The sequence below is a fragment of the Nonomuraea sp. NPDC046570 genome, from assembly GCF_040645915.1.
Lineage (GTDB): Bacteria > Actinomycetota > Actinomycetes > Streptosporangiales > Streptosporangiaceae > Nonomuraea.
In genome coordinates this window covers 1-15,184 of sequence record NZ_JBEYZF010000074.1, presented here as the reverse complement: position 1 = coordinate 15,184, position 15,184 = coordinate 1, and the positions used below count along the sequence as shown (strand labels likewise).

Sequence of the window (15,184 nt, the reverse complement as noted above, 5' to 3'; positions counted from 1 at the left end):
TTTGGGCAGACCTGCTTCACCGGACAGCCGTGTTCTTCTTCGCATATGTCTCCCTCCGCGTCGGGAGTGCAGAACGGCTGGCTCATCCGGTGGCGGGTCCGGGCGGTGGTGCAGTCCACCGAATCTCCGGGTGCTCTGGTGGCCGGTCCCTGGTCGCAGTGGCAGACCGGGCGGGTCGACACCTCCAAGCCTGTCGTCTCCGAGTTGTCGGCTTCTCCGGGTCAGTCGGCGTCGGGATTGTGGGCGTTCCCGTCGACGCAGCCGTCGTTCTCCGCCTACGGTGTTGATCCGGAGTCGCGGACGCTTCGGCTGGACACGCAGATCGAGCACGACCCGTCGGCTCCTGCGCAGGGCGCGGGAGCGATTTGGTCTGGTTCTGGTGATCTGTCCACGACCGGGTGTTCCACCGTCAGCAGGTGTTGGCTGCAGACTCCCGTGGTCACGGCGAGCAAACTGAAGGATGGCTGGCTGATCCGCTGGCGCGTACGTGCTTCCACCTCGACTGGGGTGTCGGGCCCGTGGTCTGAGTGGCAGGCCGGGCGGGTCGACACCTCCAAGCCTGTCGTCTCCGAGTTGTCGGCTTCTCCGGGTCAGTCGGTGTCCGGGTTGTGGGCGTTCCCGTCGACGCAGCCGTCGTTCTCCGCCTATGGCGTTGATCCGGAGTCGCGGACGCTTCGGCTGGACACGCAGATCGAGCACGACCCGTCGGCTGCCGGGCAGGGCGCGGGAGCGATTTGGTCTGGTTCTGGTGATCTGTCCACGACCGGGTGTTCCACCGTCAGCAGGTGTTGGTTGCAGACGCCTGCCGTAACCGCGGGCAAGCTGAAGGACGGTTGGCTGATTCGCTGGCGGATTCGTACCTCCACCTCCTCCGGGGTGGCGGGTCCGTGGTCGGAGTGGCAGGCCGGGCGGGTGGACGTGTCCAAGCCGGTGGTGTCGGAGCTGTCTGCCTCTCCAGGGCAGCTCACCTCCGGACTATGGGCACTGCCTTCCGCTCAGCCGTCGTTCTCCGCCTACGGCACCGACTCGGAGTCGCGGACGCTTCGCCTGGAGGCACAGGTCGAGCACGACCCGTCAGCCGCCAGCCAGGGCACGGGCCTGATCTGGTCCGGCTCCGGGGAGCTGTCGATCACCGGGTGTTCCACCACCAGCAGATGCTGGCTGCAGACGCCTGCCGTAACCGCGGGCAAGCTGAGGGACGGCTGGCTGATCCGTTGGCGCGTGCGTGCTTCCACCTCCACTGGAGTGGCGGGTCCGTGGTCGGAATGGCAGGCCGGACGGGTCGACACCTCCAAGCCGGTGGTGTCGGAGCTGTCGGCGTCCCCCGGCCAGTCGATGTCGGGGCTGTGGACCGTGTCGTCCGCCCAGCCGTCGTTCTCCGCCTATGGCGTCGACTCGGAGTCGCGGACTCTTCGGCTGGACTCTCAGGTCGAGCACGATCCGTCTGCTCCCGCACAGGGCACGGGATTGATCTGGTCCGGCTCCGGAGAACTGTCCACCACCGGGTGTTCCACCGTCAGCAGGTGTTGGTTGCAGACGCCCGCAGTTACCGCTGGCAAGGTGAAGGACGGCTGGCTGGTCCGCTGGCGAGTGCGTGCCTCCACCTCCACTGGGGTGGCAGGCCCGTGGTCGCAGTGGCAGACGGCCACGATCGTGGTCAGCGGTACAGCGGGCAACGGCCTCGGCGCCGTCCCCGCCACCCGCGGCACCGACACCTGGACGCTCGCCTCAGTCACCCCATGGCTGTACGGGCAGGTCAGTGACCCCGCAGGGGCGAAGCTGTTCCTCGGCGCGGAGGTCGAGCACGACCCTGCCGCCACCAGCCAGGGCACCGGCATCATCTGGTCCGGCAAGGGCACCACCTCCTACCCCTCCGGCGGCAACGCCTGGGTGCAGGTCCCCGCCGGAAAACTCACCGACGGAATGAAGATCCGCTGGCGGGTGCGCGGCATCACCACCACCGGTGTCGAGGCCGCCTGGTCACCCTGGCAGAACGCCACCGTCGACCTCACCAAGCCCAGCATCGACGGCCTCGGCATGAGCCCGGCGATCCGAGGCGCCACGTCATGGACGGCGGAATCCCTGACCCCGTGGATGTACGCCAAGGTCACCGACCCGGAGAACCGGTCCGCCAAACTCAACGTCGAGGTGGAGCACGACCCGGCCAAGCCCGACCAGGGCACGGGTCAGATCTGGTCCGGCTCCTCGGACAAGGACCACGCCTCCGGGAGCAACGCCTGGGCGGTCGTCCCGGCCGAGAAGCTGAAGGACGGCTGGCAGATCCGCTGGCGCGCACGGGCCACGACCACCTCCGGCGTGTCGGGTCCGTGGTCGGAGTGGATCTACGCCACCGTGGCGGCGTTGCCGTTCGAGACCTTCTCCCCGTCCGACAACAGCCAGGTGGGCACCCTGAGCCCGGTGCTGTCGGCGAGCGCACGGCCGTTCAACAAGGGTGAGGTCAAGTACTGGTTCCAGATCTGTGCGGGCTCCGCGCCGAACTGGCGCTGGTGCAAGGACTCCGCGGAGGCCTCCCAGGAGTGGTCCAAGGAGGGCACCTGGCAGGTCAACGACAGGCGCCTGAAGTGGGGTGAGACGTATTCGTGGATGGCCAAGGCGGCCACCACCTACACCACCGTGACCTCCTCCTGGCGGACCTTCACCCCCGTGGTCGAACAGGGCAACATCAACGGCCTGCTGGCTGCGGGGACGCAGGGCCGCGAGTTCAACCACACCTCGGGCAACTACGCCCACACCGCGACCGACGCCTCCGTGGCGGTGGTCGGCCCGCCGCTGTCGGTCAGCCGTACCTACAACAGCCTCGACCCCCGCACGGACGGCATGTTCGGCGCCGGGTGGACGACCCGCTGGGACATGCGGATCGAGCCGGAGCCGACCGGGAACCTGCTGGTGACCTACCCCGGCGGAGAGCAGATGCGCTTCGCCCCGACGGGCAACGGCAACTACGCTCCGCCGCAGGGCACCTTCGCCACCCTGGCCGCCGAGCAGGCGGGTGGCTGGCGGTTGATGGACAAGTCGGCCACCTCCTACTGGTTCGACGCCGCCGGCCGCCTGGTCAAGATCACCGACCATCGCGGGCGGGCGCAGGAGCTGACCCGCGGCGGCGACGGCAAGCTGACCAAGGTGACCGCGGTCGGCGGCCGATCGCTGACCTTCACCTGGCAGGGCAACCACGTGGCCAGCGTGTCCACCGACCCGGTCGACGGCTCGCCGCTGACCTGGACCTACACCTACGACGGCGACCAGCTGACCAAGGTCTGCCCGCCGACCTCCGCGACCGCCTGCAACACCTACACCTACGCCGCGGGTTCGCGGTACAAGAGCGTGATCACCGACTCGCGGCCGGACTACTACTACCGGCTGAACGAGGCCGAGACCCGTACCGGCACCCCGGTGGTCTCGGCGGCGGGCTGGAACATCACCGAGGAGCAGGCCAAGCTGGCCGGCACGACCCCGGCCGACCTGGTCACCCGGGTTCCGGGCGCGCTGACCGGGTCCCCGGACACCGCGATGCGCTTCAAGGGCGCGGCGACCTCGACCTACGTGCAGCTGCCGCCCGACGCCGTCAACGCCCAGGGTGGCGAGGTGGCGGTCGAGGCGTGGTTCAAGACCACCGCCTCCGGCACGATCATCGGCATGCAGGGCAAGGCTGACGACACGCCATCCTGGCCCGCCACCAACACGTCCTCGTCCATCCCCCTGGTCTACGTGGGCACCGACGGCAAGCTGCGCGGCCAGTTCTCCACCGGACCCTCCACCATCGCGTACACGCCGATCACCTCCCCCGGGACGGTGAACGACGGCGGCTGGCACCACGTGGTGCTGTCGGCGACGGAGACCAAGCCCGCCAGCAGCCTGACGCCGCCGGAGCATGCCCAGACGCTCTACCTGGACGGCGTCCCCGTGGGCACCCTGACGGGGACGATCGACCACGGCGACATGAGGGTGACCCGGATCGGCTCCGGCCACGCCTCTCCGGCCTGGCCGTACACGACCAGCGCGTCCGCGGTCTTCCCCTTCAACGGCGACATCGATGAGGTCGCGGTGTACGGCAAGCCGCTGTCGGCCGCCGCCGTGCAGCGCCACTTTGCGGCCATGACGCCGCAGCCGCAGCTGACCCAGGTGACGTTGCCTTCGGGGCGGGCCTGGTCGGTCAACACCTACAATCCCGATGGGGGGCGGCTGGCCACGCACACCGACGCCAACGGCGGCAAGTGGACGCTGTCGGACCCGGTGTACGAGAAGCAGACGACGCTGTCGACGTTCATGACGGTGAAGGTGACCGACCCGCACAACGGTGTGGTCACCTATGTGGCTGACGCGCAGCGCGGATTGCGGCAGGTGTCGCAGACCGACCAGGTCGGGGCGACCACCAAGTGGGCCTATGACATCGGCGGCTACCCGGCCAAGGTGATCGATGCCAACGGCAACGCGATGGAGCTGGCGTACAGCGAGCGCGGGAACCTTCTGTCGAGGAAGACGTGCCGGAGCGCGGACAAGTGCTACACGGAGTACTACTCCTATTTCGTGGACGTGGATAAGCCGTTCGATCCGCGTAACGATGTGAAGGTCGCGCAGCGTGACGCGCGGTCAGGTTCGGCGACGGACGAGTCCTACAAGACTTCGTGGACGCATAACACTTTTGGCGAGGAGACCAAGGTCACGACCCCGGTCACCGCCGACTTCCCGGTCGGCCGTTCCTCGATCAAGTCCTACACTGACGGCAGCGAGCCGGCAGTCGGCGGAGGCAGCACACTGGCCGGGTTGGTGAAGTCCGCCAGGGACTTCAAGGGCAACGAGACCACCTTCGCCTACACCGCGTCCGGTGATCTGATCGAGGAGAAGAGCCCGTCGGGGCTGGTCAAGAAGTACACCCACGACGCGCTCGGCCGGATGCTCACCAGCACGGAGATCTCCGACGCGCATCCTGAGGGTGTCACCACCACGATCACCTACGACAGGCTGGGCAGGGTGCTCACCAAGACCGGGCCGGGCCTGAAGAACGACATCACCGGCAAGACACACACGCTGCGCTGGTCGGCCACCCATGACGCCGACGGGCTGGTGCTCAGCGAGACCAACCAGGATCTGACCGGCGGGGACGCGGCGCGGACGACCAGCGTCACCTACGACACCTACGGCCGGCAGGAGACAATCACCGACCCTGAGGGCGGAGTGCAGAAATTCGCCTACGACCACAAGGGCCAGAAGATCAGCTCCACCGACGCACGTGGTACGACTGTCGCCTACACCTACACTCCGCGCGGCCAGCAGGCCACCACGGTGCTGAAGGGGTGGACTGGCAGTCCGCTGGCGCCGGAGGCGGCGAGGGATGTGGTGCTGGAGTCGATCGCCTATGACCTGGCCGGCCGGCTTGCGTCCAAGACCGATGCGATAGGGCGTACCACGGCGTACACCTACTACGCCGACGACCTGCCGTTCGAAGCGGTCGCCAAGGGAGCAAGGCTCAACGACTCCACCGTCGGCCGGGACGTCGTGCTGGATTCGAGGACGTACGACGCCGCTGGGCAGATGACCCGCCAGATTACCGGGGGCGGCACGACACGAGTAGAAGCGGTCTATGACGCAGCCGGTCGGGTCACCTCCCAGGTGGTCGACCCCGACACGCTGGCGCGACGGACGGCCTTCGTCTACGACGCCAACAGTAACGCGATCAAGATGACCAGGACCGGGGCGGGCGCAAGCCGTACTGAAGTGACCGAGGTTGACTATGACGTGCTGAACCAGCCGATCTGGCAGACCGTCCACAACGACGGTGCTGATCTGGTGACCACGATGACCGTTGATGATCGTGGCCTGGTCACCGCGGTGACCGATCCGCGTGGGAACGCCGCGGGCGCGAATCCGGCCGACTTCACCACCTCGGTGTCCTACAACGCGCTGGGGTTGCCGGTCCTGTTGCAGATGCCTGCCGTACAGGTGGAACGTCATGGGGGAGCGCCGGTCAGTGAGCGGCCCGCTTCGAAGGTGGGTTACAGCACTTTCGGTGAGCGTACGCATCAAGTGGATCCGGAAGGGCGTACCACTTCGGTGGCATACGACCGTGCCGGTCGTATGGTCACGCAGACCGCGCCCACCTACACGCCACCTGGCGGTCAGCCGATCACCCCGGCCACGCATGCCGAGTACGACCCCGCCGGCCAGTTGATCAAGGTGACCAACCCGCGCGGTCAGAGCACTGTCGCCACCTACGACGCGTTGGGCCGCAAGGTGCGGGTGACCGATCCGGCGGCGGCAGGAGCGGCGGCCGGGACCTGGTCCTTTGGCTACGACCTGCTCGGTGAGGCGCTGTGGACGGTTGACCCGACGGGGGCTCGATCCGAGTCCACCTACGACGATCTGGGCAGGCAGATCACGCTCAGCACGATCGAGCGCAAGCCGACTCAGGGCATCTATGTCACCAAGCTGGCCTACGACGACGCCGACCGGTTGACCAGGACCACCAGGCCGACTGGAGATTCTTCGACACGTGAGTACGACGCGACGGGTGCACTGATCAAGCACATCGATGGGCTCGGTAACGCCACCACGTTCGGATACGACCTGGCCGGGCGGCCGACCACGACCACCAACGCGCTCGGGCTGATCTCTCAGGCTGTCTATGACCTCGCGGGTCGCAAGACTGAGACGCGTGAGCTGGACGCCACCGGCACACTGCTTCGGACGAAGAAGGTCGACTACGACCTGGCAGGCAATCCGATCACCAGCACGTCGGGCAACGGGCATACGGTTACGCGGGCGTTCGACGCCGTGGGCAGGTTGACCGAGTTGGTCGAGCCGATCTCGGCTAGCGAGAAGATCACCAGTTCGTTCGGCTACGACGCCGCCGACGCGCAGACCAGGTCGACCGACGGCCGAGGGCACTCGACCTATACCAGCTACAACAGTCTCGGTCTGGTCGAGTCGGTCATCGAGCCGCAGACGGCGCAACATCCCAACCCTGCCGATCGCACCTGGACTGTCAGCTATGACGCAGGTGGGAATCCAGTCTCCAGCGTGGCGCCGGGCGGGGTGCGCGTAGAGCGCGTCTTCGACGAGTTGAACCGGCTCATCAAGCAAGCCGGCTCCGGCGCCGAGGTGGCAACTGAGGATAAGACCTTCGGCTATGACCTGGCCGGGCGTATGATCGCCGCCAATGATCTGACGTTCACGTTGAATGACCGCAGCCAACTGCTGAAGAGCAGCAGCGCTACGGTGGGCGATCTGAACGTCTACACCTATGACGCCAACCAGCGGCTGGTGGAGCGGACAGATGCCACGGGTACGTCCACCTTCACCTGGGACAATGCTGACCGGCTGAAGCAGTCTGTGGACCCAGTCTCGGCTACGACCATCGGTTACGACTATGACAAGGCCAACCGGCTTACCGGGATGACCTATGGCGCCGGAGGTGCGCGGAGGACGTATACCTATGACGCCCTCAACCGGTTGACCAAGGACGAGCTCGCCACCTCTTCGTCGGCGTTGATCGCGTCGATCGGCTATGGGTATGACTTGGACGACAACATGACGTCCAAGACCACAGCTGGTACAGCGGGCGCGGGCACCAACACCTACACCTACGACTGGGCCAGCAGGCTCACCTCGTGGACCGGGCCTGACGGGGTGAAGACCGACTACGGCTGGGACGCGGCAGGGAACCGCATCAAGGCTGGGGACAAGACCTACAGCTATGACGAGCGGAACCGCCTCACCGCGGGTGATGGGCGGACCTATGCCTATAGTGCTCGGGGCACGCTGGCCGAAGAGGGCGGCGGTTTAGTTCGGATCAGCAAGTTCGACGCCTTCGATCGCCTCATTAACGATGATGGCGTTCAATATGATTACGATGCCTTGGACCGGGTCGAGACCCGCACCTACAGAAGTAAAACCCAGCTAATGACCTACGATGGGGTCACTAACAACATCGTCGCTGTCACTGACAACACCACTGGAATCAAGACAGCGATGTTCGGGCGGGATGCCCTCGGCCGTACTCTCGGCCTCTCCGACGGAGCGGGCGCGCAGCTCGCGTTCTGCGATCTGCGCGGCGACCTCATCGGCGCCTTCACCGCTACCGGCACCAGCCTGATCGACTCCGTCGCCTACAACCCCTTCGGCGAAGTCACTGCCCGCACCGGGCAAACGGTACACACGCTCGGATACCAGGGCGGCTACACCGACCCCTCAACAGGCAAGGTCAACATGGCCGCCCGCTGGTACCAGCCCACGACCGGAAGCTTCATCTCCCGCGACACCCTTACCCAGAACCCGGACCCATCCGTTCAGCTCAATCGCTACACCTACGCCAACGACAATCCCCTCACGCAGGTCGATCCCGACGGCCATGCGTCGAAGAAGAAGACAAAGGCAAAGACAAAGACGAAGACGAAGACGAAGAGCGGCACGAAATCAGGGCCGCCCGTTGGTTCAAATGGCTGGATGAAGGAATGCAAGAAGAAGCACAGTAAGAAGAACTGCAACGAAGGGGATGCCTTTAACGACGATTGCGTCAAGGGCTTTACAAGTCAGGGCGAGAAGGAGGCCTGTGAGGCCGGTACAGATTCCTATATCAACTGTCGAGATGGCAAAAAGAAAAAGATTGACTGCGAGACGCAGGGTGTCAACGCTGCATGCAACTATCTCAAAGTAGGCGCAAGAATTTGCGGCGAGGCAAATGAGGTCTACAGCGACTGCCGCGGCAAGACGACCAATGAGCGCTACGTGTGCGTAGAAGGCAATCAGCAATATGGACTGTGCAGGCGCACCTATGCGGATGACGCGGAAAAAATATGCGTGGAGGCCACTCATCAATATGAAGAATGCCGCCCTGGGCTCGGACAGTATGAGTGCGAGCTTGTCCGCGAGAAATACTCGCAGTGCCGATATTCGGGATTCCTCACTGATAAGAAGACCGGCTATGGGCAAACTGCCGAGACTTGCGCTGATGTCGCGCACGATGTTCAGCTATGCCTCTGGCAGGGTTCGGCCGCAGCCGACTGTCACCAGATCACCGATATTCAGCTCGACTGTCTACAGAAGAGCAAAAAAACGCTTGGGGCACCCAGCGTAGAAGGTTGCGGTAATTTGGCCGAATTCTTCCGTAAATGCATAAAGAATAAAGAAATGCAAGGATGCGGGGATGAGCCAACTGAAGTCTGCGCCCAAGCCCCTCACCCGCTAAAGAAGGGGTCAGGCAAGAAGCCGGGGCCGACCGCTCTGCAATGCACCGACTACTATTCGCCCGCCCAGGCCTGGATCAAGGACAAGCTGGAGAACGACTGGGATGGTGATTTGGGAGCAGCCTGTGGGGCTGTGGATATAGCATCCGTCCTTCCTGCGGCGGAAAAGCATGCCGGCGTAGCGGGAGTATTCTGTAGCATCACGACCTCCATCGCCAACTGGGCGATAAAGGCCGATATTTCCGCGATTAATGACGAATGGCGCAAGAAGGTAACCGGTAATCCTGGGCAGTGGATGAAGGTGCAGTACTTCCCAAGATATGGCTTCATGACCATTACTCCTATGGCGTCGAGGCCATGAAGGGCGGCGCACGGTCTCTTCGCTGGTCGTTTGTCAGAGCGCTTTTGGCCCGTGTTGCCTGGAAAGCCGTGAGGCTTCAGAGGAGAATGGTGACCTGCAAATGAACGATGGGCATCGGGCCGGCCGACGTTCCTGGGCTCTTTGGGTCGTCGTGTCTTCTTTGTGCGCCATCTTGATAGGATCTGGCATCGTTGTGCTGCAGTGCCGCGGCGACCAACGAACTGCTAGTGCGCTTAAGCTGGCACTTCAGGGAGTGGACCAACGTGACTCGAATCCGGCTGCGGCCCTGGCCTTAGGGGCGGCCGCAGTAAAACTTAGCTCCAATAAATACACGGAGTCGGCATTGTCCGACATCCTGCTCTCCGCGCGCAAGCAAGAACTAGCCGGCACTAGTAATGTCGGCGCAATTGCTATGAGCGGAGACGGGCGTACCGCGATATCCGGCGACCTGGAGCAAGGCACGACAGTATGGCGCCTACTGTCGTCAGGTTCAGGCCAGCAATGGAGCCCCCGGGCGCGACTGGAGGGGCACAAGGAGTACGTCACCGCAGCAGTGCTAACTCCTGATGGAAGTACGGCGATCACCGGAGATCACAGTGGTGCAGTGATTGTCTGGGACCTGGACGATCAATCTACTCCGTCGAAGGAGTGGGAGTTCGACTCCCCTGAGCGCAGCGCGGTTCAACATATGGCGATCACGCCCGACGGCGCCCTCGTTTTGGCTGGCTTCGATAGCGGTGCGGTAGAGATGTGGACAGTCCGCGATCAATCGCGACCGACCCGCCGCGGCGTGTTGCGGGATGGCAATGTGTGGATTCAAGGACTGGCGCTGTCCGCTGATGGTCGTATCGCAATAATCGCCAGTGGTGGAAAAGGTCATGTTTGGAATCTTGCCGACTACTCCAGCCCAAGGCGGGTGGCGGTATTGGAGAACGTGCACAGCGCTGCGATCGGTGCAGATGGACTTGTTGCGGTAACCGGCGGCGATCCTCCTGCCGCGGTGCGCCTTTGGGATTTTCGGGATCCGAGTAAGCCGGATGTGGTCGGATCTTTTCCTGATGATGGGCGTGAGGTGAACTCTGTTGCGCTTACGCCTGACGCTCGCTTGGCGCTTACGAGCACGCTGAAGGGGCTAACGACACTGTGGACATTGGGGGATCCTGCTCATCCAAAGGCTTTGGCTTCACTTAAAGAGTCGAGTCGGGTGGTGAATGAAGTGGCGATTAGTCATGGCGGCGATGTGGCCATGATAGGAACGTCAGGACAGGGCGCAATTTCGTGGGATATCGCTGGAATCAGCGGAAGCCCGCTTCTTGATGCCTGTTCCGATGCTGGAAAGGACTCTGGGCTGATGCTCACCCCGGAACGTTGGGAGAACCTGCTCGGCAACCGTGAGTGGTCGGAATATTTCGGCGGTCGTGAGAAATTCGACCCCTGTGAATGACGGGTTGATCACGCTGGTCCTGACTCAATACCTGGGTCTGCAGTGCCATAACTGATCGGTGCGCAGAGTGTGGGGCTCTCCAAGGGACGCAATCCGCGGATCGAGCAGCTCTTGCGAAACAGTGTCGATGTTTCACGAGGTGAAGCAATCCCTCGGTCTCAACGGCAGCGCCTCGACGCACGAGCTGAGCAGTGACCTGGACAGGCCGCCCGCCGGCGATCCAAGTGGTCCGATCAACGCTCAGCGGCCATCGGATCGGTCGTGGGGTGGCGCCGAGTCTCGAGATAGCGATCAACGAAGAGCCATCCCCCAGTTGTCTCGACCGCAAGGTTGATCCAATGTGGCGGAGAATCGAAGCGTGGGCGGCGCTGGCCGCGACCGGCCGAAGAGCCGCAGCGCGGCCCGCGACCGCCCTGACGCGCCGGGTCGCCGCAGGCGGACCGGCCTTGAAACCGTAGAGAAATTTCTCATTCATTCGGCTCTCGCTCGGTTGACCTAGGCTTTCTCCGATCGATGGACAGGCTGCCAGTCTCGGTTGATTCTTGACAGCCACGCGTGAAGGCGAGGCGTTCGATCTCGACACCGGGCTCCCTGCGTCGATGGCGGAACCCGAGCCATCCGGTCCCTCTTCCCGGAATTTGCTCAGTCCTATGTCCTGTGCCGTTGGCGGACCTCGGCGGTCAGAACCCGCGAGACGGACGCCTACGCTCTGCTCTCGCTGCTACCCGCCCTGGTGGGTGACGTTCCTGGCCGACCGAATCCAGACGATGTGCGTGCGGCCCTACGGTCTCACGCGCTCCTGCCGAACAGCCGGCGTGCCGAACTGACCGGATCCCAGGCCGCCGCGCTGAGCTGGCTGGAGAAGGCCTCCCTGCCGCTGACAGCGCTGGGGGAGACGGTGACGCTGCGTCTAGTACTCCAGTGACACTTCGCGATCTTGCTGGTTGAGGTCGCATAGAGGCGGCCAGCACGCGATCATTCGGAGTTTGTGAAGATATCTGAAGATCGCGTGATGGCCGTGGCCGACACTGTAGACGCTGACGGCTGGATGGTCACCTTCAACGACCTGATGGGCCGGGTCGCCGGGCGCTTCGGCCGGATCGAGCCGCGCCGGACCGCCACCGCCTACGTCCGTGGACTGCTGTCCGACCTCGAGCGGAAGAACTGCTGGAATCTGGCCGAGCACGCCGGATTGACCGGGCCGCAGGCCATGCAACGCCTGCTGCGCACCGCGTGCTGGGACGCCGACGCCGTACGCGATGACGTGCGCGGCTATGTCATCGAACAGCTCGGCCAGGACGGGGTGCTGATCGTGGACGAGACCGGCTTCCTGAAAAAGGGCGTCGGCTCGGCCGGGGTGCAGCGGCAGTACACCGGCACCGCGGGGCGGATCGAGAACAGCCAGGTCGGCGTGTTCCTGGCCTACACCACAGCGCGGGGACGCGCGCTGGTGGACCGGCGGCTCTACCTGCCCGAACACTCCTGGCTGGCCGATGCCGCCCGGTGCGTCAAGGCCGGGGTGCCCGACCAGACGGCCTTCGCCACCAAGCCGGTCCTGGCCGCGGAGATGATCGCCGGCGCGCTGGATGCCGGGCTGTCGGCGCGGTGGGTGAGCGGTGATGAGGTTTACGGGTCAAGACCCGCGCCTGCGTGGCCTGCTGGAGCAACGCCGGATCGGCTACGTGCTGGCGATCGCGGGCAACCGGCGGGTGAACCTGGACGGGATCGACCGCAGCGCGGCCGATATCGCCGCCGACGTGGCCGATCGGCACTGGCACCGCTACCGCGCCGGTCAGGGCGCCAAGGGCCCGCGCTGGTACGCCTGGGCCTGGGCGCGCGTCGACGAAGCCGCGCTTGAGGGGTACCGGTGGTTACTCATCCGCCGTAACCTGACCACCGGCGAGCTCGCCTTCTACCGCTGCTAAGCACCCACGCCGATGCCGCTGACGGCCCTGGTGAAGATCGCGGGTGTCCGGTGGGCGGTGGAGGAGTCCTTCCAGGCCGCCAAGGGCCAGGCCGGGCTGGACCACTACCAGGTGCGCGGCTGGACTGCCTGGCACCGGCACATCACCTTGGCCATGCTCGCCCTGGCCTTCCTGGCCGCCATTGCCGCCACCCAACGGCCATGCGACGAGGAACATATCGCGTTGACCATGCCCGAGATCCGCCGGCTGCTGGCCGTACTCATCCTCACCCGCTACAGCACCACCCGGCACGTTCTGCACTGGTCACAATGGCGCCGCCACCATCAAGCCACCGCCCGACGCTGCCACTACCAGCGCAGATCCCAATCATGATCGCGAAGTGTCACTGGAGTACTAGCCCTCGATGCCATCGGCGTGACGTTCGCGGGCGACATAGCTGGAGCCAACACGGTACGGCGTAAGCGGGCCGTCCTTCGTCACCTGCTGGAGCAGGCGGTGGAACAGAAGGTGTTCACCAGCAATCCGCTGGATGGGCTCAAGTGGAACCCTCCGAAAGCCGTCACCGTCGTTGACCCACGAACTGTCGTCAATCCGGCTCAAGCTCGGGATCTCCTCGACGCGGTTCCGAAGGTGGGCAGGAAGCGTGGTGCTCGCCTGAAGGCGTTGTTCGCCAGCGTCTACTACGCCGCGCTCCGTCCAGAGGAGGCGGCGGACCTGCGGGTAAAGAACCGCACGCTGCCCGAGTCTGGAGGGGGCCTGCTCCTCTTGGAGCAGGCTCGTCCCCAGAGCACCAAGCGGTGGACCGACAGTCAACAGACTCATGAATCGCGCCGCCTCAAACACCGGGCGGAGAAGGAGACGCGAGAGATCCCGATCCCGCCCACTCTCGTCGCGATCCTTCGCGAGCACATCGAGGAGTACGGCACAGCCAAGGACGGACGCCTGTTCCGCACCTCAACGGGCGGCTCCTATTCCAGTTCCGCCTATTCCTACGTCTGGCAGGAGGCACGAAAACTGGCGCTGACTCCTGCGCGGGCTGCCTCGTCTCTGGCGGCCAGGCCGTACGACCTCCGGCACGCCGCCGTCTCGCTCTGGCTGAACGCTGGGGTACCGGCTCCTGAGGTCGCCAAGCGCGCGGGGCACAGCGTGGACGTGCTGCTCCGCGTCTACGCCAAGTGCATGGACGGCCAGCAGGACCACATCAACGGAAAGATCAACGACGCCCTCATATAGGACTTGCTTACCCCCTGGCCCCGGCCCTGTACCGGGGCCTTTTGCTGTGCGCGCCAGGGCCGGAGAAGCGACGCAGCCACATCAGCCACGGTCACCGGTGCCGTGGGGCCGACGAAGGAGGTCCTGCGGCTGCGATCGCCCCGACCGGCTACGAACATCAACCACCGTCAGCGATCGTCACGGCGGTTGGTTCTACGGCCCTGCCTCATGACGTATCACTCGGATGGCGTCTTCAATGCTGCCGGCGACGTGGTCAGCCTGGTGCTCGTGGCTGTGTCGAGGGGCTGGATTGATCCATATGGTGCGCAGCCCTGCTGCCCGGCCTCCGCCGATGTCGGCGACGAGGTTGTCACCGACCATCCATCCGCCCTCGGATAGTCCGGCGCCGCATCGCTGCGCGGCAATCTCGAACAGGGCGGTGTCGGGCTTGCGAACGCCTTCGGCTCCGGACAGGGCGTAGCCGTCCACCACGTCAAGGAGTCCCGTGTGCTTGATCTTGCCGAGTTGGTTGTCCGCCGTGCCGTTGGTGACGATCCCCACGAGCCAACCGTCCGCTCTGAGAGCGGCCAAGTCGTCCAAGGCACCCGGGTAACACTGAACCAGACGGGGCATGCGTCGGCGGTAGACAGCCCACAGCTTCTCTGCCGAGATCGGCAGGTCGAAGCGCTCGCAGACCTTGGTGAAGAACAGCTCTCGGTGAGGGACCGCGCTGCGGTCTAGCTTGATCAGGTGTGCGACGGCCCTGCGGCCAAGCCCATGTTCCTCGGCGAACTCCTCCGCCCACAGCAGGAAGGCGGCGTCCAGGTCGATGAGCGTCCGATCCAAGTCGAAGAGGGCAAGTCGCTGCATGAAGCGGCAGCCTATCCGTTCATGATCGCGGCCCAGAAGCCCTCATGATCGTCTCGCAAATGTCTCACGATCTTCGTCCTAGTACGGCAGCCGCCATTTGCTGGATGACCAGGCCAGATTCGCAGCAGGTCGATGTGATCCTGTGATCGGAATCCGATCCAACGAGAACAGC

General features: G+C 64.6%; 6 protein-coding genes. 5 read left to right on the top strand and 1 reads right to left on the bottom strand.

The window, feature by feature from the left end; translation table 11 throughout:
- Window positions 1-105 precede the first annotated feature (105 nt).
- The 5 genes from ABZ911_RS41935 to ABZ911_RS41915 all read left to right on the top strand — a co-directional run bounded on the left by ABZ911_RS41935 (window position 106) and on the right by ABZ911_RS41915 (window position 14,163).
- Entirely contained in the window at window positions 106-9,561 is a 9,456-nt protein-coding gene (locus ABZ911_RS41935) for an RHS repeat-associated core domain-containing protein (protein ID WP_358069892.1), read from the top strand.
- A gap of 343 nt (window positions 9,562-9,904) precedes the next feature.
- Window positions 9,905-11,005 (top strand): WD40 repeat domain-containing protein, encoded by a 1,101-nt coding sequence (locus tag ABZ911_RS41930; protein ID WP_358069889.1) that lies wholly within the window; start codon window positions 9,905-9,907, stop codon window positions 11,003-11,005.
- 1,018 nt (window positions 11,006-12,023) lie between these two features.
- The gene (locus ABZ911_RS41925) at window positions 12,024-12,863 is read left to right on the top strand and encodes an IS701 family transposase (protein WP_358069886.1); all 840 of its coding nucleotides are present in this window, start codon (window positions 12,024-12,026) and stop codon (window positions 12,861-12,863) included.
- A gap of 79 nt (window positions 12,864-12,942) precedes the next feature.
- Window positions 12,943-13,302, top strand: a complete 360-nt coding sequence (locus tag ABZ911_RS41920) for a hypothetical protein (protein WP_358069883.1) — start codon at window positions 12,943-12,945, stop codon at window positions 13,300-13,302.
- A 42-nt stretch (window positions 13,303-13,344) separates the two neighbouring features.
- Entirely contained in the window at window positions 13,345-14,163 is an 819-nt protein-coding gene (locus ABZ911_RS41915) for a tyrosine-type recombinase/integrase (protein ID WP_358069880.1), read from the top strand.
- A gap of 192 nt (window positions 14,164-14,355) precedes the next feature.
- Here ABZ911_RS41915 and ABZ911_RS41910 read toward each other — a convergent pair whose 3' ends face one another.
- A complete protein-coding gene (locus tag ABZ911_RS41910) occupies window positions 14,356-15,012 on the bottom strand; it encodes an HAD family hydrolase (protein ID WP_358069877.1) in 657 nt (218 codons plus the stop codon).
- Window positions 15,013-15,184 lie beyond the last annotated feature (172 nt).